Source organism: Micromonospora parva (assembly GCF_000718515.1).
Classification (GTDB): Bacteria; Actinomycetota; Actinomycetes; order Mycobacteriales; family Micromonosporaceae; genus Micromonospora; species Micromonospora parva.
In genome coordinates, this window is record NZ_JNZS01000016.1 from 49,678 (window position 1) to 72,984 (window position 23,307).

Sequence of the window (23,307 nt, forward strand, 5' to 3'; positions counted from 1 at the left end):
CGTGTTGACCAGTCGCCGAGGCCCGGGGGCCGATCGGTGGAGCCGGTCGGACGACCGGGCAGCGCTTCTGCGGGCGAGAAAGCGGGTAAGGCTCCTCACAGCGACCTCAACTTCCTGCCTGTTTGCCCGTTTTGTTGCTCGACATCCCTTAAGTACATCAACCTTTCGGCTAGATTTCGGGGAGACGATCAGGTTAAGGTGACTCCCGAACGGCCCATTGGAACTTAAACCAAAGCGTCACGTCTCTTTGTCCGTGGACGAGGTGCAGGGAGGACCACCCATGACCGCGCCAACGATCACCGAGCAGCCGAGCACCGCCGCCAAGGCGAGCGCCAAGCTCGACCCGCGCGCTCTCACCGACAGCGCTGCCGACGTGCTCAACGCGATGGCGGCGCTGCCCGCCAACCACCCGTCGCGCCCCGCGCTGCGAGACCGGGCGATCGAGGCGTGGCTGCCGCTCGCCAACCACCTGGCCCACCGCTACAGCGGGCGCGGCGAGCCGAACGACGACCTGGCGCAGACCGCCGCGATCGGCCTGATCAAGGCCATCGACAAGTTCGACCCCTCGCGCGGTGTCGACTTCGCCGGTTACGCGATCCCCACCATCATCGGCGAGCTCAAGCGCCACTTCCGCGACCGCACCTGGGACATCCGGGTGCCCCGCCGGCTCCAGGAGCTGCGGCTGGCCATCTCCGACGCCAACAGCTCGCTCCTGCAGACCCTCGGCCGCTCGCCGACGGTCGCCGACATCGCCGCGCACCTCAAGCTCACCGAGGAAGAGGTGCTGGAGGGCCTGGAGGGCGCCCGCGCGTACAACGCGGTGTCGCTGTCCACCCCGACCGGCGACGGCGAGCGCGCCACCGAGCTGGGCGACATGCTCGGCGGCGAGGACAGCGAGTTCGAGCTGGCTGAGCTGCGGGTCGCCCTCGGCCCGGCACTGGCCACCCTCGACGAGCGCGAGCAGAAGATCCTCACCCTGCGCTTCTACGGCAATCTGACCCAGTCGCAGATCGCCGACCAGATCGGCGTCTCGCAGATGCACGTCTCGCGGCTGCTGACCCGGGCGCTGACCAAGCTGCGCGGCCAGCTCGACGGCACGTACTGACCGATTCACGCCAGCAGGGCCGGGTCCGATGGACCCGGCCCTGCTCGCTGTCCGTGCTGTCACGTCAACGTGACAGTGCGATCCCTGGCGTACCGGTCGCGTCGACCCGAACGGGTCAGCGGCCGACCGGCTCCCGCCACATCGGCCAGAACGGCGTGCCGTCGGGCACCCGGAACGGCTCGCCGGCCAGATAGCCGTGCTTCGCGTACAGGTCCCGGCTGCGCGGGCTGCTCGCCTCCAGGTACGCCGGCATCCCGTTGGCGTCCAGCCAGGCGTGGTGGTGGCGCATCAACGCGCTACCCAACCCCTGCCCCTGCCGGTCCGGCCGGGTCGCCAGGAAGGCGAGGTGGTGGTGATCCGGATGCGGATGGTTCGCCGCGAACAGCTCGTCGAGGTGCTGGAACCGGTCGGTCCACTCGCCGCAGGCGGCAGCCAGTCGGGCGTCGTAGTCCGCCGGCGGCGGCGCCGGCTCGCCGACCGACGGAAACCAGACGGCGACCGAGGCGCGATCCGCCGTGGCGTGCACCATGCCGTGCCGCATCGCGTGCCCGACCAGGATCTCGAAGTCCCCGGCCAGCACGGCCTCCCGCTTACTCGCGTCCGGGACCAGCCACGTCGTCACCTCCAGGACGGTGAACGCCTCGGCGATCCGACCCGCCACGAGGCTGGTCTCCTCCGGTCCGAGCCGCTCGATGACCACGCTCATCGGGTCACCTCCACGGTGGCCGGCGGCGGCGACGTGACGGCGGCGGCGGCGCTCGCCGCACCCAGGCCGATCCGGGCGTACGTGTCCGGACGGTTGCTGCGCAGTAGCAGGGCCCAGCCGATGCCCAGCAGGGCTGCCACCGGGTACGCGGCGGGCAGCGCCCAGCGCAGGGTGGAGTCCGGGGAGACGCCGAGCAGGTTGGCGAAGTTCGACACGGCCAACCAGATGATCACGAAGAGCGCGATGGTGGCCAGGCCGGGCGCGATGGCCCGCCGCCAGAGGTTCTCACCGCTGGCCGAGCGGGCGAAGTAGGCGATCACCGCCACCGAGGTGGTGGCGATCAACAGCAGGACGCCGAAACCGCCGGTGGTGCCGACCCAGAAGAACAACTGGACCACCGGGTCCCAGTCGTTGATCGCGTACAGCAGGATGACCAGCAGCCCGAGGACGCTCTGCGCCACCGAGGCGGCCCGCGGTGCCCCGGTCCGGGCCGAGGTCTGCCCGAACACCGCCGGCAGCACCCGCTCCCGACCGAGTGCGAACGTGTAGCGGGCCGTGGTGTTGTGGAACGAGATCATCGCGGCCAGCACCGAGGTCAGGAAGAGCACCTGCCCGATGGTGACCACGGTGTCGCCGAGCTGCGCGGCGGCCAGGTTGAAGATCAGCTCGATGCTCTGCTCACCGGCCGCGGCGACGATCTGGTCCTGCCCGACGGCGACCGTCATGGTCCAGGACGACAGCGCGTACAGCCCGGCGATGATCGCCACCGAGAGGTAGGTGGCCAGCGGCACCGTCCGCTTCGGGTCCTTGCTCTCCTCGCTGAAGACCACCGCCGACTCGAAGCCGACGAAGCCGAGGATGGCCAGCACCAGCACCGCGCCGACGCCGGGCACGAGGAGGTTGTCCGGCGAGAACGAGGCGAAGCCGACCTGACCGTCGGCCGGGTTGCTGATCTGTCCGAGGTCGAAGACGAGGACCACCACGATCTCGGCGACCAGCAGCGCGGCCAGGACCATGCCGTTGAGGTCGACCCGGAGCAGGCCGAGCAGGCCGACCAACGCCCAGGCCACCAGGGCCACGACGGCCCAGTGCGGGTGCCCCCCGAAGAGCCGGTCCAGCACCGGCTGGGCCGCCGCCCCGATGGTGCCGTACAGCCCGACCTGCAACGCGTTGTACGCGATCAGCGCGACCCAGGCGGCGCCCACGCCGGCCGGTCGGCCGAGACCCCGGGAGATGTAGGCGTAGAAGGCGCCGGCGTTCTCCACCCGGCGCGACATCGCCACGTAACCCACCGAGAAGAGCGCGAGCACCGCGGCGATCAGCAGGAAGGCCAGCGGGATTCCGGTCACCCCGATGACGCCGTAGCCGGTGGTGACGACGCCGGCCACCACGGTCAGCGGCGCCGCGGCGGAGAGGACGAAGAAGATGACCGACGGGATGCCGAGGCGACCTCGGGCCAGGGCTTCGGAGACGTTGCTGGGTCGGTCGACTGTCGATGTCGGGGGCATACGACTACTCCGGTTGTCGAGGGGAGGGTTGGGGGTTACCGGGACGGGTCAGGGGATGCCGCGCAGCACGGCGGCGCCGACGGCGGCCTCGGTGTGCCCGACGAGTTCCTTGAGCGGGGCCGGCAGCGCGGGGATGAGGACGTTCAACCGGTGGTGGGCCCGGGGGCCGGCGCTCCACAGCACCTCGCGGGTCAGCCCGGCGGCCACGACCAGGCCGAGCAGCAGCGCGTCCGGGACGCCCGGCGGGTCCGGCCGGTCCAGCAGGGCCCGCAGCCGGGTGGCCGGCCAGGCCACCGCGTTGAGGTCGATCGGCAGGTAGGTGACTGTGGTACGCAGCAGCCGGCGGCTCTCCTGCCGGCGCAGCACCCCGGAGCGGGCCAGCCGCTCCCCCACCGAGGTCGTCGCGCTCTGCGCCAGGAAGCTCAGCCAGGTGTTCAGTTCCCGGTGCTGCGACTCGCCGACCAGCTGGTCCAGCACGGTGTGCGCCAGCGCGTCGGCCGGCGGGCGACGGTCGATGACGGTGACCTGCCCGCCCAGCACGGTGATGTGTCCATACAGGATCAGCTCGCCGAGCAGCCCGCCGGCGAGCCCGAGCCCCGTCGCCGCCGGGTGCAGTTTGGCCTTGCCACGACTGTCGTTGTGTGCGATCAGGAAGAACTCGTCGGCGATGAGCAACGGTCCTCCCGCACAGGTGTGTCCACAGTGATCGCGACCGGGAAAGGATGCACCGACAGCTACTGCAACGCAACTCCCAGATTTGAAAGTTGCACTCCGTGCAGGCGCGACCTGCGAATCTGTCGTGGCAGACTCGGACGGTGACCGCCACCCCCGCCATCCGACCCGCTGCCAGCCCGACCGTCCGGCGACGCCGCATCGCGCGGGAACTCCGCCAACTTCGGGAACGCGCGGGCATGACCCTCGATGTGGCCGCCCGTCAGCTCGACATGTCGAAGAGCAACCTCTCCCGGATCGAAACCGCGCAGATCGGCATCAAGCCACGCGACGTGCGGGCCGCCCTCGCGCTCTACGAGGTGACCGGTTCGGATGCCGAGGCGCTCATCGAGATCGCCCGAGGTGCCCAACAGCGGGGCTGGTGGCAGAACTACAGCGACGTGCTCCCCGAGTGGTTCGAGTTCTACGTCGGGCTGGAGGCCGAGGCGGCGACGCTGCGCACGTACGAGGCCGAGTCGGTGCCCGGACTGCTGCAGACCGAGGCGTACGCCCGGGAGATCTTCCGGCGTACCGCTGGTGAGGACGGGTTGGAGCGCAAGGTCGCCGCCCGACTGCGCCGGCAGGAGGTGCTGCGCCGCGACGACCCGGTCGACCTGTCGGTGGTGATCAATGAGGCGGTGCTGCTGCGCCCGGTCGGCGGCACCGCGGTGATGGCCGAACAACTGATCCACATGAGCCGGATCGCGCAACTACCCAACGTGACAATTCAGGTACTTCCGTTCGCGGCCGGCGGACATCCGGCGATGAGCACCCCGTACGTGATCCTCCACTTTGCCGACGCCGGCGACGCGTCAGTGGTTTACCTGGATAACCTCACGATGGGGCTGGCTCTGGAGGAAGCCGATCATGTGCTCGGGTATAGCCTTCTGCACGAGGAGCTGTGCCGGATGGCGCTCGATCCGGCGGCGTCGTTGACCCGTCTTGAGCATGCTTCTCGTAACTTTGCGTGACCGCTCCTGCGGCACGCCGACGCAGACGAGAGGTACCGCGGATGACGGCGTACGACCTGACCCGAGCGGACTGGCGCACCAGCACGCGCAGCAGCGGCAACGGCAACTGCGTGGAGGTCGCGACAGTCGACGGTCAGGTCGCCGTCCGGGACAGCAAGGACCGCTCCGGCCCGGTGCTCACCTTCGGTGCGGCGCCCTGGCAGGCCTTCGTACGCGGCGTCGGCGAGGTCCGTCGCCCCTGACCCACCCGGGCCGGTGCGAGACTGGGCCGTGCTCTCCGACGTAACCCTCGATCTGCCGGTCCGTCCGGTGCTGCCGGCGCTGGTCGCGGCACTGGACGAGGCCGGCGCCGGCGTGCTGGTGGCCCCACCGGGCACCGGCAAGACCACCCTCGCGCCGCTGGCGGTGGCCGACCGGGTGACCGGTCGGGTGGTGATCGCCCAGCCCCGCCGGGTGGCGGCGCGGGCCGCTGCCCGGCGGATGGCCGAGCTGCTCGGCGAACGGGTCGGTGAGCGGGTCGGCTACGCGGTACGCGGCGAACGCCGGGTCGGCCCGGCCACCCGGATCGAGGTGGTCACCACCGGCCTGCTGGTCCGCCGGCTGCACCACGATCCGGAGTTGCCCGGCACGGGTGCCGTGCTGCTCGACGAGTGCCACGAACGCCAACTCGACGCCGACCTCGCGCTGGCCTTCACCGTGGAGGCGCGCGCCACCCTCCGGCCGGATCTGTGGCTGCTGGCGATGTCGGCGACCCCGGACACCGACCGGTTCGCCGCGCTGCTGGGCGGGTCCACCCCGGCCCCGGTGGTCCGCGCCGACTCAGCATTGCATCCGGTGCAGCGGGTCTGGGCGCCCCCGGCCCGCCCGATCGCCGCGCCCGGGGCCGGGCCGGTGGACCGGGCCCTGCTCGACCACGTCGCCGCCACCGTCCGGCGGGCGCTGCGCGAGCACGACGGCGACGTGCTGGTCTTCCTGCCCGGGGCCGGCGAGATCGCGGCGGTCACCGGCCGACTGACCGACCTGCGGGACACTGTCGCGCTCCTGCCCCTGCACGGCCGTCAACGCGGCGCCGAGCAGGACGCCGCCCTGCGCCGCGCGGACCGACGGCGGGTCGTCCTGGCCACCGCGTTGGCCGAGACCAGTCTGACCGTCCCGGGCGTGCGGATCGTGGTGGACGCCGGGCTCTCCCGGGTGCCCCGGATCGACCTGGCCCGTGGGTTGGGCGCGCTGGTCACCGTGCCGGTCTCCCGGGCCGCCGCCACCCAACGGGCCGGCCGGGCCGGCCGGGAGGCCCCCGGGTACGTCTACCGCTGCTGGTCGGCGGCGACCCACGAGCGGCTGCCCGCCCGCGCCGAACCGGAGATCGCCACCGCCGACCTGACCGGTTTCGCGCTGGAGCTGGCCGCCTGGGGCCGACCGGACGGCGTCGGGCTCGCGCTGCCCGACGCGCCGCCGGCCGCCGCGATGACTGTCGCCCGGGACACCCTGCGGACCCTGGGCGCCGTCGACACCGACGGTCGGATCACGGCACGGGGGCGGTCGATCGCCGCCGCCGGGGCGCATCCGCGGCTGGCCCGGGCGCTGCTCGACGGTGCCGACCGGGTCGGCGCCGACCGGGCCGCCGAGGTGGTGGCGGTGCTCGCCGAGGAGAGCGCGGCCGGCCCCGGTGACGATCTGGTCGCCGGTTGGCGTCGGCTGCGCACCGGCGTGGACGCGGGCGCGACGGCCCGCTGGCGTGCCGAGGTACGCCGGCTGCGCGCCGCGCTGCCGACCGGTGCCCCGGCGGCGGGTCGCGTCGACGCCACCGGCCACCGCGGCGCGGGTGGGCTGAGCGACGATCTCGCCGCCGGGCTGCTCGTTGGTCTGGCGTACCCGGAACGGTTGGCCCGGGTGCGGCGGCCGGGCGGTTCGGCGTACCTGATGACGGGCGGGACCGCCGCGGAGCTGGCCGCCGGCTCGGGGCTGACCGGGTCCGACTGGCTGGCGGTCGCGGTCGCGGACCGCACCCCCGGCGCGCCGTCGGCCCGCGTCCGCCGGGCCTGCCCGGTGGACGAGGCGACGGCCCGGGAGGCGGCCGGCCCGCTGCTGCGCACCGACCGTGAGGTCGGCTGGTTCGACGGGGACGTGGTGGCCCGGGAGGTGACCCGGCTGGGCGCGATCGAGCTGGTCCAGAAACGGCTGGACCGGCCGGACCGGGCGGAGGTGGCCGCCGCGCTGCTCGCCGGCCTACGTCAGGACGGCCTCGGGCTGCTGCAGTGGACGCCGGCGGCGCGGGCGCTGCGGGAGCGGCTCGCGTTCCTGCGGCACCACCTGGGTGATCCGTGGCCGGAGGTCGACGACACCTCGCTGCTCGACGCCGCGCCGAGCTGGCTGGGCCCGGAGCTGGCCGCCGCGCGACGCCGGGCCGACCTGGCCCGGGTGGACGTGCCGTCGGCGCTGCGCCGGCTGCTGCCCTGGGCGCAGGCCGCCCGCCTGGACGAGCTGGCCCCGGAGCGGATCGACGTCCCCAGCGGCTCCCGGATCCGGCTGGACTACGGCGACCCGGCCGCGCCGGTGCTCGCCGTGAAACTGCAGGAGACGTTCGGCTGGCCGGCGGCCCCCCGCATCGCCGACGGTCGGGTGCCGGTGCTGCTGCACCTGCTCTCCCCCGCCGGCCGGCCGGTGGCGGTCACCGCCGATCTGGCGTCGTTCTGGCGCACCGGCTACCCGCAGGTCCGCTCGGAGCTGCGCGGGCGCTATCCCCGGCACCCGTGGCCGGAGGACCCGGCCACGGCGACGCCCACCCGGCACGCCACGCCACGTCGACGCTGAGCGCCGGCCTACTCCTCGACCACGTCGGCCACCACGACGGTGACGTTGTCCGGCGCGCCGGCGTGCAGGGCCAGGTCGATCAGTTTGCTGGCGCAGGCGCCCCGGTCCGGATAGCCGCCGAGCACCTCGGTGAGGGTGTCCGGGCGGACCACGTTGGAGAGGCCGTCGCTGCACAACAGCCACCGGTCGCCGGCCCGGGGCACCATCGTCGCGTACGACGGGGAGACCTCGTCACCCTGCAGGGCCTGGGTGACCACGGCGCGGCGCGGGTGGCTGCTGGCCTGGTCGGCGGTGATCACACCCTGGTCCACCAGCATCTGGACGAACGTGTCGTCCCGGGTCACCTGCTTGAGCACGCCCTCACGGAACAGGTAGGCGCGGGAGTCGCCGACGTGCGCGAGGGCCAGGCAGCTGCCGGTACGGGCGAAGAGCAGGGCGGTCAGCGTGGTGCCCATGCCCTGGCGCTCAGGATCCTCGGCGACCGCCTGCCGGATCCGGGAGGTGGCCAGCGCGATGCCGCCTTCCAGCGCGGCCACCAGGGCGTCCTCGGGTGTCTCGACGTCCAGCGGGGCGACCGCGTCGATGGTGAGGGCGCTGGCCAGGTCGCCGGCGGCCATCCCGCCCATGCCGTCGGCGACGGCGACGAGCCAGGTGCCGGCGTGCAGGGCGTCCTGGTTTCCGCTGCGGATCAGCCCACGGTCGCTCGTTCCTACGGAACGCAGCTTCAGGGTCATGGGAGGCAGCCTGCCAGGCGAAGGGCGCAGTTGTCTCTAGGAGATCAGGACGACGGCGCGTGGCGCGGCCAATCTCACGTTCGGGTGGCGGCGCGTCGCGGAGCACCCGCCGGGGTGACCGCCCTCGTCGCACGCCGGAACCCATCCAATCAGATCAATTGACATGAGGTACCGACGCTGGAAACATCGAGCCGACAACTGGGAGCGCTCCCAGAATTCGTCGCCCCACAGTGCCACCACCACGTCCCACTTCCCGTCCCGGAAGGACTCCCCGTGACGCCATCCCGACGCCGCCTCCTGTTGGCTGCGGCGACCACTCTGGCCCTCACCGGCGCGGGCGCCGGCGCGGCCCACGCCGACCCACCACCGGACGCCCCCGAGCAGATCGACAACGGCGACTTCAGCGCCGGGGTGAGCCCCTGGTTCTCCTTCGGCACCGGCCCGCTGGCGGTCACCGACGGCCGGCTCTGCACCACCGTGGCGGGCGGGCTGGCCAACCCGTGGGACGCCGGCATCGGCCAGGACGGCGTACCGCTGATCGCCGGCGCCGAATACACCCTCGGCTTCGATGTCTCCGCCACCCCCGGCGCCGCGGTCAAGGCCGTGTTGCAGCTCGGCAGCGCCCCCTACACCACGTACGCGGCGGTGGACGCCACGGCGACCGGCACCGCCCAGCGGGTCGAGCAGACCTTCACCGTCCCGGACACCAACCCCAACGCCCAACTGATCTTCCAGGTCGGCGGTGCCGCCCAGGCGCAGACCATCTGCCTGGACGACGTCTCGCTGCGCGGCGGCGAGCCGCCCGAGCCGTACGTGCCGGACACCGGGCCACGGGTGCGCGTCAACCAGGTCGGCTACCTGCCGGGCGGCCCGAAGAACGCCACAGTCGTCACCGAGGCCACCGAAGCGCTGCCCTGGCAGCTGCGCAGCGCCGCCGGCGCCGTCGTGGCCAGTGGCACCACCACCGCTCGCGGTGTCGACGCCGCCTCCGGGCAGAACGTGCACACCGTCGACTTCTCCAGCTACCGCACCCCGGGCACCGGGCTCACGCTCACCGTGGACGGCGAGACCAGCCACCCGTTCGACGTCTCCGGCGCCCTCTACGACCAGCTGCGCTCCGACTCGTTGCAGTTCTTCTACGCCCAGCGCAGCGGCATCGCCATCGACGGCGACCTGATCGGCGACGAGTACGCCCGACCCGCCGGCCACCTCGGCGTCGCACCCAACCAGGGCGACACCAACGTGCCCTGCCAGCCGGGGGTCTGCGACTACTCGCTGGACGTGCGCGGCGGCTGGTACGACGCCGGCGACCACGGCAAGTACGTGGTCAACGGCGGCATCGCCACCTACCAGCTGTTGAACACCTTCGAGCGGACCAAGACGGCGGCCACCGCCAACGGCGGCGCCGAACTCGCCGACGGCACGCTGCGGGTGCCCGAGCGCGACAACGGGGTGCCGGACATCCTCGACGAGGCCCGCTGGGAGCTGGAGTTCCTGCTGCGCATGCAGGTGCCCGCCGGCAAGCCGCTCGCCGGCATGGTCCACCACAAGATCCACGACCAGAACTGGACCGGGCTGCCGCTCGCCCCGCAGGACGACCCGCAGCCGCGCGAGCTGCACGCACCGTCGACGGCGGCCACCCTCAACCTCGCCGCCACCGCCGCCCAGTGCGCCCGGCTCTTCGCCCCGTACGACGCGACCTTCGCGGCCCGCTGCGACACCGCCGCGAAGACGGCCTACGCCGCCGCCAAGGCCCACCCCGCGGTGTACGCCAGCCCGACCGACGGCACCGGCGGCGGCGCGTACGACGACAGCAACGTCACCGACGAGTTCTACTGGGCGGCGGCCGAGCTGTATCTGACCACCGGCGCGCAGACCTACCTGGCCGACCTGACCGCCTCACCGCACCACACCGGCAACGTGTTCGACCCGCGGGGCTTCGGCTGGCAGAGCGTCGCCGCGCTGGGCCGCCTCGACCTGGCCACCGTGCCGAACGGGCTGCCCGCCGCCGATCTGGCCCGGGTCCGCGCGTCGGTCACGGCCGCGGCCGACACGTACCTGGCCGAGCTGCGCCGCCAGGCGTACGGGCTGCCGATGCCCGGTGACGCCAACAGCTACTTCTGGGGCGGCAACAGCAACGTCATCAACAACGCCGTGGTGCTGGCCACCGCGTTCGACCTGACCCGCAACGCCGCCTACCGCGACGGTGCCGTGCAGGCGATGGACTACATCCTCGGTCGCAACGCCCTGAACATCTCCTACGTCACCGGGTGGGGCGAGCACGCCGCGGAGAACCAGCACAGTCGGATCTTCGGCCACCAGCTCGACCCGAGCCTGCCCCGACCGCCGGCCGGTTCCCTCGCCGGTGGCCCGAACGCGGCCCTCCAGGACCCGTTCGTGGCGCAGTTGCTGGCTGGCTGTGAGCCGATGTTCTGCTACGTCGACGACATCAACTCGTACTCGACCAACGAGGTGGCGATCAACTGGAACTCGGCGCTGACCTGGATCGCCTCGTTCCTGGCCGACCAGGGTGACGCCGGCGCGGTACCGGCCACCACCTGCTCGGTGGCGTACACCAACTACGGCGCCTGGCAGGGCGGCACCGGGTTCACCGCCCAGCTGACCATCCGCAACACCGGGTCCACCGTCGTCAACGGCTGGAACGTGCGCTTCGCGTTCACCGGCAGTCAGCGGGTCCGCGAGGCGTGGCTGGCGAAGGTCACCCAGTCCGGCGCGACGGTGACCGCGCGCAACGAGTCGCACAACGCCAAGATCGCGCCTGGCGGCTCGGTGATGTTCGGCTTCAATGCGACGACCAGCGGCGGCGCCAACCCGAGCCCTGGCCTGATCACCGTCAACGGCGCGGCCTGCTCGCTGACCTGATCCCCGTCCTGGTGGCCGCCCGGGGAAGGCGGCCACCAGGACGGCACGAACACGCGGTCGGCGGGTCAACCGCCGGCCGCGTTGTGCGTCGCGACGAGGCTCGGCAACTCGACAAGCGAGTCGATCCGGAACAGGCACCGCTCGGCCACCTCGGAGGGGTCGAGGATGTACCCCCACGGACCCCGCCGGATCAGGCACGCCTTCATGCCAACCTCCAGGGCCGGGCGGACGTCGTTGTCGGGTCGGTCCCCGACGTACAGGATCGACGACGCGACCCCGCCGCCCGCGTCGACGACCCGCTCGAAGAACGCCGGTGCCGGCTTCGCCACGCCCCACCCGTGCGACGTGCCGATCACGTCCACGGGAAGGTCGAGATCGCGCAGGGTCGCCTCCGCGTGAGCCGGCTGGTTGCCGGCCAGGCCCACGAACAGGCCCTGGTCCTTCAAGGACGTCAGGCACCCACGCGCGTCCGGGTACAGGTCCTCCTCGGCGAACGACTCCGGCCGGCCGGCGGCCTCCCGACGGGCCAGCTCGGTGGTGAGATCGAAGTCGGGCCGGAAGACCCGGAACACCTCCTGATAGTCCAGACCCCTGGCGATCACCGTGCCGAAGACCGCCGAGAACGTGTGCCGGGGCACGCCGAGCCAGTCGGCCCAGTCGGCGAACTCGCGGGACTCGTCGAGAATGGTGCCGCCCACATCGAAGAAGACCGTGCTGATCATGTTTGTCCCCGTTCCTCGTCGCGGTCGCTGAGGGCGCTGCCGCTGTCGCTGTCGCTGTCGCGCGGTCGCGGTGTCGCTGGAGCCTAGGTGGGGTTGCCGGCACTCGGTGACCCTCTCGGCGGCGCTGTCGAGCTGATGACGTGGATGAATCACCGGACCGGCGGCAAAACCGGTGGAGCGGTAGGGCGGCGTCAGCCACTGTGAGGCCCATGGATGGCGACGAACTGGCCGGTGCGGAGCGTCGGGTGTGGGCGGCGATGCCGGCAGGGACGCGGGCCGCGCTGGCCGGACTGTCCGGGGCGGACCTGCGGACTCTGCTGTTGGCGGTGGCCCGCGACCGGGCGGCGGCGGTACGCCCGTCGGAGGTGGTACGCCGCTGGCGCGAGGACCGTTTCGTCCGCCCGTCCGGCGCGGATCCCCGCGTCCTCGCTCGGCTGGAGGCCCGGATGTGGCAGCTGCTGCCCGCCGACGTCTCCGGTGTGGAGCTGTCGCCGGTCGTACCGGTCGGCACCTGCTCGGCGGTCGCCCGGGGCGGCCAGAACAGGATCGTCACCACGATGCGCGCCAGCGAGGTGCTGAGCGACCCCACCAACGCCCTCGCGGTCGAGGCCGCGGTGCGTCGCCGTCGGCAGAGCGAGGTGCACCTGGCCGCCGTCCACCGGGTGCTGCGGGCGCAGGACTTCGGCGCCGGGACGTCGGCGCACTTCCGGCTCTTCGCCCTGGTGTCCAGCGCCCGGGACACCGGCTCGGGCGACACCCAGGCCCGACTGCTGACCCGCCACCTCACCTACTGGCGGACCGTTCTCGCCGAGCTGGCACCGGACGCCGCACCGCAGCTGCACGTCACGACCTTCGACGACGACGTCGTCCGGGAACGGCTGGCCGACACCGTCCGACCAGCACTCGACGGGGGTGGCGTGCCGCTCGTTGACGAGCCGGAACGCACCCGCGCTCGCGGCTACTACACCGGTTGCGCCCTTCGGATCACCCTCCTCGGCGGCGACCTGGAGATCGGCGACGGCGGCCTCACCGACTGGACCGCCCGGCTCAACGGCGACGCGAAGGAACGCTGCCTCGTCTCCTGCCTCGCCACGGAACGGCTGGCGGACCACGTTGTCCCGTGAGACGGGCTTGCATCGGACGCTGGACTGGACCTTCGAAACCTCCGGCAGCACACTGCGGCCGGCACAAAACTGTCGTACGCCTGTTCTATTTTCGGTCCATGGTGGAGAAGTTGGCGCAGCCTGTCGATGTCAGGTCGGGTGCATGGTTCGTCAGTTCCGATCAGGCAGCCGCGTAGGACGGCCGCCACCGCTCACGGGAGCCAGATGTTCTGGCTACGGACGTGACGGGCGCCGCGCTGTGCGGGGCATCGGGGTGCACGTGACGGTTCTAGGGTCGGTGGATGGGCACCTCCGCGGGATTCCGCGGCCGCTGGCGGTCGTTGTCGCCGCTGCCGCCGCCTGGTCGGCTGCACACCCTGTCGGTCCGATCGGTTGGTCGGTCCTGGCCGGGCTGCTCGCGGTCACCGGGCTGGTCGTGCCGCCGCTGACCCGACGGGCCCTGACGAACCGCGCCGAGCCGCTTCCGGCCAGCGCTCAGCCGATCTCCTCGTCGACGTAGCACCACCGCCAGGCCTCGCCCGGCTGCGCCGAGCGGATCAGCGGGTGGCCGGTGGACGCGAAATGCTTGCTCGCGTGCTGATTGGGCGACGAGTCACAGCAGCCGACCTGCCCGCAGCTGAGGCAGGTGCGCAGGTGCACCCAGTAGGTGTCGCCGATGGCGACGCAGTCGGCGCACTCGTCGGGGGTGCGTGGTTCGGCGGCACCGGCCTCGGTCAGGTGCTGACAGCTCACTTCTCAACCTCTCGCAGCAACGACTCTTCCAGGTCCAGGTCGCGGTAGGCCTGCACCAGCACTTCCTCAGGGATCCGACCGGAGTCCCGGGCAGCCCGGAACACCTCCCGCTCGGCGTCGATCATCTCCTGTCGCAGCCGACCGTACGCCTGCGACGGGGTCTCCCGCTCGTCGCCGCCGAGTCGTTCCCACGCCATGTTGGTGCGGTCCTCCACCGCTCGGCGCAGCCGGGCCACCACCGGGTCCGGGGCGGTGTCGGCCAACTCGTCCAGGCGTTCCTGGGCGGCCCTGCTGGCCTGCTGCTGCACCCCGGCCGCGGAGAGCGCGTCCTGCACCGCGTCGTCCGGCGGCAGCTTCAACCGGCGTGCGACGAGTGGCAGGGTGGCGCCCTGGCCGACCAGGGTGAAAACAATCACGGCGAAGGCCAGCCAGATGAACAACGCCCTGGGGTACGGCTCGTCGCCGGCCAGGGTCAGCGGCAGCGCGAGCGCGGCGGCCAGGGTGACCACGCCGCGCATGCCGGCCCAGCCGATGATGATCGGGACCTTCGGCGACGGCCGGGCGTCACGGCGGCGGACCCGGGGGACCAACCGGGCCAGGTAGGTGGCCGGGAAGAGCCAGACGAACCGGGTCAGGAAGACGGTGGCGAGCACCGCGAGGGTGATCAGGGTGAGCGAGCCGATCGGCTCGTCGAGTTCGCGTAGCACGTCCCGCAGTTGGAGCCCGACCAGCAGGAAGACCAGGCCCTCCAGCAGGAAACGAACAAGTCGCCAGAACGCGCCGATCTGCAACCGGGACGCCGCCGACAGCAGCTGCGGCAGCTTGTGGCCGAGCACCAGACCGGTGACGACCACCGCGACCACGCCGGAGGCGTGCAGGTGTTCGGCGGTGAACACCACCGCGAACGGGATGATCAGCGACAGCGCGTTGTCCAGCAGCGGGTCGGTGATGCGCCGGTGCAGGAAGCCGAACACCAGCGCCCCGAGCGCCCCGATCAGGATGCCGCCGCCGGTGGCCCGCAGCACCTCGACGGCGACCTCCGCCGTGCCGACGGCCGAGCCGACGGTGGCCATCGTCGCAACCCGCAGCAGCACCAGGGCGGTGGCGTCGTTGACCAGGCTCTCGCCCTCCAGGATGGTGACGACCCGGCGGGGCAGCCCGACCCGGCGGGCGACGGCCGTGGCGGCCACCGCGTCCGGTGGGGCGACCACCGCGCCGAGGGCCAGGCAGATCGCGAACGGCACCTGGGGCAACAGCAGGTGCAGCACCAACCCGACCACGAACGCGGTGAACAACACCAGGCCGACCGCGAGCAGCAGGATCGGCCGGATGTTGTTCTTGAACGCCGGCACCGAGGTCTCCAGCGCGGCCACGTAGAGCAGCGGCGGCAGGATGCCGATCAGCACCAGCTCCGGCTCCAGGTGCACCTGCGGGAAGCCCGGCACGAATGAGAGCGCCAGGCCGAGGACGACCAGCACGATCGGCGCGAGCAGGCCGAGCCGGCGGGCCAACGCGGCGCCCAGGGTGGCGATCGCCAGGAAGACGACGACCGGGAACAGGCTTTCCATGGGGTACGAGCCTAGGGGTACGTGAACACCGCTCTGCTCAGCCGCCCGGGCGCAGCTTCGGCAGCACCTCCGCGCCGAACGCGTCGATGAATCCGCGCTGCTCCTGCCCGACGTGGTGCAGGGCGATCTGGTCGAAGCCGAGTTCCAGGTACTCCTCCAGCCAGCCGACGTGCCGGCCCAGGTCGGAGGAGACGTTCACCACCTCGGCGACGCGCTGCGCCGGCACGTCGGCGGAGACCACGTCGAAGTGCTCGGCGGTCTCCAGGTCCCAGCAGACCGGCGGGGGGAAGACGTTGCTGCGCCACTGGTCGTACGCGATCGCCTCGGCCTGTGCCTGTTCCGGCGCCCAGGAGACGTGCACCTGCAGGTGCAGTGGTCCACGCCCGCCCGCGTCCCGGTACGCGTCGATCATCTCGCGGAGGTGCGCCACCGGGGCGTTCACGGTGATCAGCCCGTCCGCCCATTCGGCGCACCAGCGGGCGGTGGCCACGCTGACGGCGGCGCCGACAAGTGCGGGCGGCTGCTCGGGGCGGGTCCACAGGCGGGCGCGATCCACCCGGACCAGCCCGTCGTGGCTGACCTCCTCGCCGGCCAGCAGGGCGCGGATCACGTCGACGCACTCGCGCAGCCGGGCGGAACGCACGTCCTTGCGTGGCCACGGGTCGCCGGTGATGTGCTCGTTGCTGGCCTCGCCGGTGCCCAGCGCGGCCCAGAACCGGCCCGGGTACATCGCGCCGAGGGTGCCGATCGCCTGCGCGATGATCGCCGGGTGGTAGCGCTGACCGGGTGCGTTGACGACGCCGAACGGCATACCGGTGGCCTGCAACGCCGAGCCGAGCCAGGACCAGGCGAAGCCGGACTCGCCCTGCCGGGCGCTCCACGGGGAGAAGTGGTCGGAGCACATGGCGGCGTCGAAGCCGGCCCGCTCGGCGTGCATCACCGCCTCCAACAGGGCGCGCGGACCGATCTGCTCATGGGAGGCGTGAAACCCGAACGACGTCATGGGCACACTTCCTACCCACGACGGCGCCGGCTGACGCGTGCCGCACCGCGAACTATTCGGCGTGCGCGCCGGCGCCGGCCGAGGCGGCGCCCTCGCCCACCCAGACCGTCTTGGTGTTGCAGAACTCCCGCATGCCCAGCGCCGACAACTCGCGCCCGTACCCGGAGTTCTTCACGCCACCGAACGGCAACTCGGGGTAGGAGGTGGTCATCCCGTTGATGAAGACGTTGCCGGCGTCCAGGTCGGTGGCGAAGCGCTCCTGCTCGGCCGGGTCGCGGGTCCAGGCGTTCGAGCCGAGCCCGAAGCTGGTGCCGTTGGCGACAGCGATGGCCTCCTCGTACGACGACACCCGGAACAGGCCGGCGACCGGGCCGAAGACCTCCTCCGACCACATCCGCATCTGCGGGGTGAGGTCGGTGACCACCGTCGGCGGGTAGAACCAGCCGGCACCGGTCGGCCGCTCGCCCCCGCAGAGCACCGTCGCGCCGTTGTCCACCGCGTCGCGGACCTGGGCGTGCACCTCGTCGCGGCCCCGCTCGCTGGCCAGCGGCCCGACGTCGGTGTCCGGGTCCATCGGGTCGCCGACCCGGAGTGCGGCCATGTTCGCGGCGAACTTCTCGGCGAACGCGTCGAAGACGTCGGTGTGCACGATGAACCGCTTCGCGGCGATGCAGGACTGGCCGTTGTTCTGGCAGCGGGCGGTGGTGGCGACCTCGGCGGCCCGGTCCACGTCGGCCGAGGGCATCACCACGAAGGGGTCGCTGCCGCCGAGTTCGAGGACCGTCTTCTTCAGCTCCCGTCCGGCGATCTGGGCGATGGAGCGGCCGGCGGGTTCGCTGCCGGTGAGCGTCGCGGCGCGTACCCGGGGGTCGCTGAGGATGCGGTCGACGGCGTCCGAGCCGACCAGCACTGTGGTGAACGCCCCCTCGGGGAAGCCGGCGCGGCGGAACACGTCCTCCAGCAGCAGCGCGGTCTGCGGCACGTTCGAAGCGTGCTTGAGCAGCCCGGTGTTGCCGGCCATCAGCGCTGGCGCGGCGAAGCGCATCACCTGCCAGAGCGGGAAGTTCCACGGCATCACAGCGAGCACCACGCCGATCGGCTGGTAACGGATGAACGCCCGGGTCGCCTTCACCGCGTCGGCGTCGGCCGGCTCGTCGGCGAGGAACGCGGGGGCCTTGTCGGCGTAGAAGCGGGCGGCAGTGGCGCACTTCGTCACCTCGGCCTGCGCCGCGGCGTACGTCTTGCCCATCTCGGTGGTCATGATCCGGGCGATCTCGTCGCGCTCGGCGTCGAGCAGGTCGGCGGCGGCGTTCATCCACCGGGCGCGCTGGTCGACTGTCGTCTCCCGCAACTGTTGGAACGCGAGGTCGGTGCGCTCGATGGCACCGTCGAGCTGCTCGGTGGACATCGCCTCATAGGTCTTGAGCACCTGGCCGGTGGCGGGGTTGGTGGTGGCGATGTGGGGCATCTCGTCCTCCTGTCACTCGAACAGCGAGTGTCGTACGCCCGGCTCCTCGCGGCGGCGGGCGGCGCGGCGGCGCTGGATCACGACCAGGTCGACCACGGCGACCACGGCGAAGATCGCGCAGAGTACGCCGAGCCAGGCGATACCGGCCCAGAACGCCAGCACCGCGAAGACCACCATGATCACCAGACCGAAGCTGGCGAGGGTGAGCCGGAGGTTCAGCGCGCTGTTCGCGTGGCCGACCGTGCCACGGGCGCGCCGAGGCTGCGATCTCGTCATACCCACCGATCTACCCCCGATCGGCCGGCTTAACCGGTACGGCGCGCGGGCGGACCCGGCCGCGCCGGTGTGCTCCGGCACATCCGTTCGCGCCGCGGCCCCGCCGGCCGGAGGATGAGCGCATGTCAATGACCCTCACCGTGCCGGTGACCGTCTCCATCGCCCGCCGCGTCGACCCCGACCGGGCCAGCGAGATGGTGGCCTGGATGCGGGCCGGCACCGCGCTGGCCGAGGCGTTCCCCGGGTTCCTGGGCGCCGGCTGGGTGCAGAGCGGCCCCGGTTCGCCGGAGTGGCACATGCTCTACCGCTTCGCCGACGCCGAGACGCTGCGCCGGTGGGAGGAGTCGCCGCAGCGGCACTGGTGGCTCAGCTCGGCGCAGGGCATCGTCGAGCACACCCGGGTGGAGCGGCGTACCGGGATCGAGGGCTGGTTCGACAGGCCGCTGGAGCACTCGGTGGACCCGGTGGAGCCGGTCGCGCCCGCGTCGCCGCCCCGCTGGAAGCAGGCGGTGACCATCTGGTTGGCGTTCTTCCCGCTGAGTCTGACCGCCACCCTGCTGACGAGCCGCTTCCTCGACGCGGTGCCGCTGGCGGCCCGGGTGCTCCTGATGACGCTCTGCCTGACCCCGCTGATGACCTACCTGGTGCTGCCCCGGATCACCCGTGCGTTGCACTGGTGGCTGCACGGCCAGCCGGCACCCTGGCGGGACGCATAGCACCTCGACGGCTTCCGTGTCGGCGCTCTGCCGCATACCCGACAGCAACTTCCCGGCACACCGCGTCCTGCGCATAGAGTTACCGCGGTGTCGCTCTGTGCTGCGGAACGGGAGACGTCATGCCTCGACGCTGGGTTGCCGCCCTGGCCTGTCTCGCGGCGCTGGTCGCGCTGGCCTGCGAGGGTGGCACCTCGGCGACACCCCGCCCCACCACGAGCGCCCCGCCGTCGGGTGGGCCCGGCGGCATCGCCGCCCTCGGCGATTCGATCAGCACCGGTTTCGCCTCCTGCCTGGTGCTCACCTCCTGCGAGCGCAACTCCTGGTCGACCGGGGACGGGCTGCGGGTGCAGAGCCACTACCGACGGCTGCTGGACCAGAACTCGGCGATCCGCGACCGGAGGTACAACCACGCCCGTCCCGGCGCCCGCGCGGACGCTCTCGCCGGTCAGGCCCAGGCGGCGGTACGCGACCGCGCCGACTACGTCACGGTGCTGATCGGCGCCAACGACGTCTGCCGGGGCGGAGTGGACGCGATGACGCCGGTGAAGCAGTTCCGGGCCGACGTCGACCAGGGGCTGCGGGTTCTGCGGACCGGCCGGCCGAAGGCCCGGGTGCTGGTGGTGAGCATCCCCGACCTGTACCGGCTCTGGGAGGTCGGGCACGACGACGCCCGGGCGACCCGCGCGTGGCGGCGGGGCGGCATCTGCCCGGCCCTGCTGGCCGAGGCGACCTCGACCGCCCCCGCCGACCGGGCGCGCCGGGCCGCCGTCCGGGATCGGATCGCCGCCTACAACGCCGAGTTGACGGCGGCCTGCCGGGCGTACGGGTCCCGGTGCCGGCACGACGGCGGCGCGTTGCACAAGGTCCGGTTCACGCTGGATCTGCTCAACCCGCTGGACTGGTTCCACCCCAACGCCACCGGCCAGGGCCGCATCGCCGAGGTCACCTGGCGCTCCTCCGGCCTGGCCAGCTGAGGACCGGGACGCACGTCAGGGCTGGCGCGGCTCCGGGACGACGCTGCCACGGGAGCGGTAGAGGGCCCGGGACCGCTGGGCGAGGTCCTTGGTAGCCGACGAGTTGGCCCAGGTGCCGAGCACGATGGCCGCACCGGGGACGATCTTGGCGACCATCCGCTTCGCGGCCCGGACACCGGCCATCTGGGCCAGCCGGATGCCGAGTTGCAGCATGACCCGACCGAGCGGACGCTGGCCGCCCAGGCCGAAGAGCGCGTCGGCGCGTTCCCGGCCGGCGGCCACGCCGAGCGCCAGCCGGGCGCTCTCGGCGACCTTGTGCACCCGCTGGAGCACCAGCAGGTCGGTGGCCCGATCGCTGTGCAGCGGGTCGACGTCGTACGCGGCGGCGATGTGCAGCACCATCCGCGCCTGGGTCCAGGCCAGCACGCCCACGTCGATCACGGCGCCGGGCAGCCCGGCCGCGCCGGAAACCGCGCCGGAGAGCCGAGCCAGGTTGACGAACTTGCGGGCCGCCTGGTCGGCGAGCACATCGGCGGACACCCCGGGCTGCTCGGCCCGGGCCCGGACGGCCCACTGCACGGCTTCCGGCCCGAGGCGGCGCACCGCCTCCAGGGCAAGGTGCTCCGGCGCGTACTGCGGGTCGTCACGCATCCGGTCCCAGAGTCGGGCCGGCGGACCCTCGGGGGCGTCCACCGGCCCGGCCGGCAGGTCGACGGACGGCTGCGGAGTAGGGGCGGCGGGCTGACCGCCGACGGGCGGGGTGTCGGTCACCAGGTCTCCCCAGGGGTGGAAACGGCGGACAGGGCGGCCGATGGAGCGGTCAGCGGCGGCGGTTGGAGAACCGCGCTGCCAACCCCTTCAGCTTCTGCTGGTTGCCCGGCTTGGCCATCTCGCGACGGCCCCGGTCGACCATCTGCTGCCCCTTCGGTGATTTCAAAAACGCGCTGATCCGCTGCATCAGTGACATAACGTCCTCCTGTCGACGATCCCTCAGTCATGTGTACCCCGTACCCGCAACACATGTACCCGGGATGCGACAGCCTCAACCCTGACCGTCCATAGTGGGCGGTAGGTTACCGCCCCGCCGGCACGATGGCGTCGACGACCCGGGTGGCCCGCCACTCGTGCTGCTGGTAGTGCTCGGGGTACGCGGAGACCTGCACCGCCTGGGCGGCGTCGGTGAGCCGCATCCGCTGCCAGCCGGGCACCTGCTCCAGCGCGCTGAGGAACTGCCGGGTCGCGAACTCGGGGTCCATCAGCCGCCCCACCGGGCCCCAGCCGCTGCTGGAACGCTGCTGGAACAACCCGACCGAGTCGTGGTCCCAGCCAACGCCCTGGTGCGGATAGTCCTGCGACTCGGGCAGCACGCCGCTGGCCACGTTGTAGAGATTGCTCTCCTGCATGGCGGTGGCCACCGCGATCACCAGACCCCGGCGTGGCACACCCATCTTGCGGCCGGTACGGACGATCGCCTCGGCGTTCTCCATCTGGTCCTCGTCCAGCCCGGCGACGGGTGCCGGATCGGTCGGGCGAGCCGGGGCGACCTTGCGGGCCGGCGCGCTGGTGTCCGGGTCGGCGGGGCTTGCCGTGGGGGCGGCGGCGGAGGTGCTCGGGGCGGCCGTGCGGTCGAGGGAACGGGAGGCGCGCTGCTGCTCGGCGCGCTGCGCCAGCTCGGCGCTGGAGGGCGATCCGCCCCGGGTCGTCGCTCCGGCGTCCTCGTCGCGGACCTGGACGACGGCGGTCAGACCGAGGCAGCACACCACGCCCGTCGCCAGCGCCAGCTGTGCCCGGCGTCGACCGGTCAGGTCCCGGGCGTACGCCCGGAGCCGGCTCGCGGCGGTTGTCCGTTCGGTTGAGGTGCCATCCTCCGTATCGGCAGTGGGGGTGCTCGGGGCGTACGTCTCGTCGAGGGTGTCGTCGTCACGCATCAGCCGAGGCTAGGCAGGCCGAGAGCCCGATCACGCACGGTGATCACGTGGTCCTCGACACAGATTCGACGGGTACCGGTGGACGCCCCGGGCGGGTCGACCCGCCCGGGGAACGGACCTCGCGTACCGGATGAAGCGGGTGTCGCGCGCGGACCGCCACAGAAGTCGCAAAGCCGGACATCCAACCACCCGGCCTGACATGATCGACAAACTCGGCCTTTGGGCCGAACCGCCCCTCAACCGATCGGCCAGGCGGATCAACCGGCTGGCACAAACAACCGATTGGTCCGGTCATGCCCACCACCCGCCCAACGGATCGCCCGGCGCAGGAATGCACCAGGATGGCGGGTACGTTGCCCGAACGGGTGCCCTCCGTCGCGAGCGCGCCCCGCAGGCACATTTCAGGGAGGTCCGCACCGGTGCTCGACCCACACGAGCTCTACCAGCTCACCGACGATCTGCCCGACCTCGGGCAGCCGGTCCTGATCCAGGCCCTCACCGGGTTCGTGGACGCCGGAAACGCCAGCCGACTGGCGCGTGAGCAGCTGCTCACCTCGCTGGAGGGTCGGCCGATCGCCACCTTCGACGTCGACCAGCTCTTCGACTACCGGTCGCGACGACCGGTGATGACCTTCGTCGAGGACCACTGGGAGAGCGTCGACGCGCCCAAGCTGGAGCTGCACCTGCTGCACGACGACGACGAGACCCCGTTCCTGCTGCTCACCGGCCCCGAGCCGGACCTGCAGTGGGAGCGTTTCGTGGCCGCCGTCGCCGGGCTGGCCGCCCGGCTGGACGTCCGGCTCACCGTGGGGCTCAACTCGATCCCGATGGCGGTCCCGCACACCCGCCCGACCGGGGTGACCGCACACGCCACCCGCCCGGAGCTGATCAGCGGTTACGAGCCCTGGCTGCAACGCGTCCAGGTGCCCGGCAGCGTCGGTCACCTGCTGGAGTTCCGCCTCGGCGAGCAGGGCCGCGACGCGCTCGGCTTCGCCGCCCACGTGCCGCACTACGTGGCGCAGACCGAGTACCCGGCCGCCGCCGAGGTGCTGCTCACCTCGGTGTCCCGCAGCACCGGGCTGCTGCTGCCCGGCGACGGGCTGCGCTCGGCCGCCGAGGTCGTCCGGGTCGAGATCGACCGCCAGGTGGCGCAGACCGAGGACGCCGCGGCCCTGGTCCAGGCCCTGGAGGAGCAGTACGACGCGTTCGCCCGGGGTCGGGGCGAGAAGAGCCTGCTCGCCCCGGACGCCGGTCCCCTGCCCACCGCCGACGAACTCGGCGCGGAACTGGAACGGTTCCTGGCCGAACAGACCCGTCCCGGCGACACCCCGGGCAGCTGAACCAGCGTCGCGCGGGCGAATGCGGCA

General features: G+C 72.3%; 22 protein-coding genes. 9 read left to right on the forward strand and 13 right to left on the reverse strand.

All coding sequences use genetic code 11. The features are described from left to right. The first annotated feature begins 280 nt into the window (after nt 1-280). Nucleotides 281-1,105 (forward strand): SigB/SigF/SigG family RNA polymerase sigma factor, encoded by an 825-nt coding sequence (locus IF22_RS0122205; RefSeq protein ID WP_030335027.1) that lies wholly within the window; start codon nt 281-283, stop codon nt 1,103-1,105. 115 nt (nt 1,106-1,220) lie between these two features. Here the strand turns inward: IF22_RS0122205 and IF22_RS0122210 are convergent, their stop codons facing one another. Genes IF22_RS0122210 through IF22_RS0122220 form a run of 3 tightly spaced genes read right to left on the reverse strand, consistent with a single transcriptional unit; the run spans nt 1,221 to nt 3,994 of the window. After that, a complete protein-coding gene (locus IF22_RS0122210; protein ID WP_030335029.1) occupies nt 1,221-1,811 on the reverse strand; it encodes a GNAT family N-acetyltransferase in 591 nt (196 codons plus the stop codon). Continuing rightward, a complete protein-coding gene (locus IF22_RS0122215) occupies nt 1,808-3,319 on the reverse strand; it encodes an APC family permease (RefSeq protein WP_030335031.1) in 1,512 nt (503 codons plus the stop codon). The genes IF22_RS0122210 and IF22_RS0122215 overlap by 4 nt, the downstream gene beginning before the upstream one ends. Before the next feature lie 48 nt (nt 3,320-3,367). Further along, nucleotides 3,368-3,994 (reverse strand): GOLPH3/VPS74 family protein, encoded by a 627-nt coding sequence (locus IF22_RS0122220; protein WP_030335033.1) that lies wholly within the window; start codon nt 3,992-3,994, stop codon nt 3,368-3,370. Between the two features lie 140 nt (nt 3,995-4,134). On the opposite strand from IF22_RS0122220, the gene IF22_RS0122225 reads away from it, so the two are divergent. Genes IF22_RS0122225 through hrpB form a run of 3 tightly spaced genes read left to right on the forward strand, consistent with a single transcriptional unit; the run spans nt 4,135 to nt 7,812 of the window. Beyond that, complete coding sequence (locus tag IF22_RS0122225; protein ID WP_280940610.1) at nt 4,135-5,001, forward strand: helix-turn-helix domain-containing protein; 867 nt, start codon at nt 4,135-4,137, stop codon at nt 4,999-5,001. Between the two features lie 41 nt (nt 5,002-5,042). Then, nucleotides 5,043-5,243, forward strand: a complete 201-nt coding sequence (locus IF22_RS0122230; protein WP_030335036.1) for a DUF397 domain-containing protein — start codon at nt 5,043-5,045, stop codon at nt 5,241-5,243. 28 nt (nt 5,244-5,271) lie between these two features. Next, nucleotides 5,272-7,812: an ATP-dependent helicase HrpB gene (hrpB, locus tag IF22_RS0122235; RefSeq protein WP_030335038.1), complete on the forward strand. Its 2,541-nt coding sequence runs from the start codon at nt 5,272-5,274 to the stop codon at nt 7,810-7,812. An 8-nt stretch (nt 7,813-7,820) separates the two neighbouring features. Here hrpB and IF22_RS0122240 read toward each other — a convergent pair whose 3' ends face one another. Then, a complete protein-coding gene (locus tag IF22_RS0122240; protein WP_030335040.1) occupies nt 7,821-8,546 on the reverse strand; it encodes a PP2C family protein-serine/threonine phosphatase in 726 nt (241 codons plus the stop codon). Between the two features lie 273 nt (nt 8,547-8,819). Between IF22_RS0122240 and IF22_RS0122245 the strand changes: the two genes are divergently transcribed. Next, nucleotides 8,820-11,429, forward strand: coding sequence for a glycoside hydrolase family 9 protein (locus IF22_RS0122245; RefSeq protein ID WP_030335042.1), 2,610 nt, complete (start codon nt 8,820-8,822; stop codon nt 11,427-11,429). 65 nt (nt 11,430-11,494) lie between these two features. Here IF22_RS0122245 and IF22_RS0122250 read toward each other — a convergent pair whose 3' ends face one another. Further along, nucleotides 11,495-12,151 (reverse strand): HAD family hydrolase, encoded by a 657-nt coding sequence (locus IF22_RS0122250; RefSeq protein WP_030335044.1) that lies wholly within the window; start codon nt 12,149-12,151, stop codon nt 11,495-11,497. Nucleotides 12,152-12,360: 209 nt separating this feature from the next. On the opposite strand from IF22_RS0122250, the gene IF22_RS0122255 reads away from it, so the two are divergent. Further along, a complete protein-coding gene (locus tag IF22_RS0122255; RefSeq protein WP_030335045.1) occupies nt 12,361-13,275 on the forward strand; it encodes a hypothetical protein in 915 nt (304 codons plus the stop codon). 474 nt (nt 13,276-13,749) lie between these two features. Here the strand turns inward: IF22_RS0122255 and IF22_RS0122265 are convergent, their stop codons facing one another. Genes IF22_RS0122265 through IF22_RS0122285 form a run of 5 tightly spaced genes read right to left on the reverse strand, consistent with a single transcriptional unit; the run spans nt 13,750 to nt 18,322 of the window. Further along, nucleotides 13,750-14,007, reverse strand: a complete 258-nt coding sequence (locus IF22_RS0122265) for a UBP-type zinc finger domain-containing protein (protein WP_030335049.1) — start codon at nt 14,005-14,007, stop codon at nt 13,750-13,752. Further along, nucleotides 14,004-15,575 carry a Na+/H+ antiporter gene (locus IF22_RS0122270; protein ID WP_030335050.1) on the reverse strand — a complete coding sequence of 524 codons (1,572 nt, stop codon included), beginning with the start codon at nt 15,573-15,575 and terminating at the stop codon, nt 14,004-14,006. The genes IF22_RS0122265 and IF22_RS0122270 overlap by 4 nt, the downstream gene beginning before the upstream one ends. Nucleotides 15,576-15,612: 37 nt before the next feature. Then, entirely contained in the window at nt 15,613-16,578 is a 966-nt protein-coding gene (locus IF22_RS0122275) for a TIGR03885 family FMN-dependent LLM class oxidoreductase (protein WP_030335052.1), read from the reverse strand. Nucleotides 16,579-16,630: 52 nt separating this feature from the next. Continuing rightward, nucleotides 16,631-18,046, reverse strand: a complete 1,416-nt coding sequence (locus IF22_RS0122280) for an NADP-dependent succinic semialdehyde dehydrogenase (RefSeq protein WP_030335055.1) — start codon at nt 18,044-18,046, stop codon at nt 16,631-16,633. A 12-nt stretch (nt 18,047-18,058) separates the two neighbouring features. Beyond that, entirely contained in the window at nt 18,059-18,322 is a 264-nt protein-coding gene (locus IF22_RS0122285; RefSeq protein ID WP_030335057.1) for a DUF6343 family protein, read from the reverse strand. Between the two features lie 122 nt (nt 18,323-18,444). Between IF22_RS0122285 and IF22_RS0122290 the strand changes: the two genes are divergently transcribed. Together IF22_RS0122290 and IF22_RS0122295 are read left to right on the forward strand one after the other, a co-directional pair. Beyond that, entirely contained in the window at nt 18,445-19,038 is a 594-nt protein-coding gene (locus IF22_RS0122290) for an antibiotic biosynthesis monooxygenase (RefSeq protein WP_030335059.1), read from the forward strand. 119 nt (nt 19,039-19,157) lie between these two features. Further along, nucleotides 19,158-20,012 carry a GDSL-type esterase/lipase family protein gene (locus IF22_RS0122295; protein WP_030335062.1) on the forward strand — a complete coding sequence of 285 codons (855 nt, stop codon included), beginning with the start codon at nt 19,158-19,160 and terminating at the stop codon, nt 20,010-20,012. Nucleotides 20,013-20,027: 15 nt separating this feature from the next. On the opposite strand, the gene IF22_RS0122300 is transcribed toward IF22_RS0122295, so the two are convergent. From IF22_RS0122300 to IF22_RS0122310, 3 genes are all read right to left on the reverse strand, one after another. Then, on the reverse strand, nt 20,028-20,783 hold the full coding sequence (locus IF22_RS0122300; RefSeq protein WP_030335064.1) for an EcsC family protein: 756 nt from the start codon (nt 20,781-20,783) through the stop codon (nt 20,028-20,030). A 49-nt stretch (nt 20,784-20,832) separates the two neighbouring features. Further along, nucleotides 20,833-20,979 carry a hypothetical protein gene (locus tag IF22_RS35475; RefSeq protein WP_167337326.1) on the reverse strand — a complete coding sequence of 49 codons (147 nt, stop codon included), beginning with the start codon at nt 20,977-20,979 and terminating at the stop codon, nt 20,833-20,835. 106 nt (nt 20,980-21,085) lie between these two features. Beyond that, nucleotides 21,086-21,940 carry a hypothetical protein gene (locus tag IF22_RS0122310; RefSeq protein ID WP_030335065.1) on the reverse strand — a complete coding sequence of 285 codons (855 nt, stop codon included), beginning with the start codon at nt 21,938-21,940 and terminating at the stop codon, nt 21,086-21,088. A gap of 419 nt (nt 21,941-22,359) precedes the next feature. Between IF22_RS0122310 and IF22_RS0122320 the strand changes: the two genes are divergently transcribed. Next, nucleotides 22,360-23,280 carry a proteasome assembly chaperone family protein gene (locus tag IF22_RS0122320; RefSeq protein WP_030335067.1) on the forward strand — a complete coding sequence of 307 codons (921 nt, stop codon included), beginning with the start codon at nt 22,360-22,362 and terminating at the stop codon, nt 23,278-23,280. The last annotated feature ends 27 nt before the right edge of the window (nt 23,281-23,307 follow it).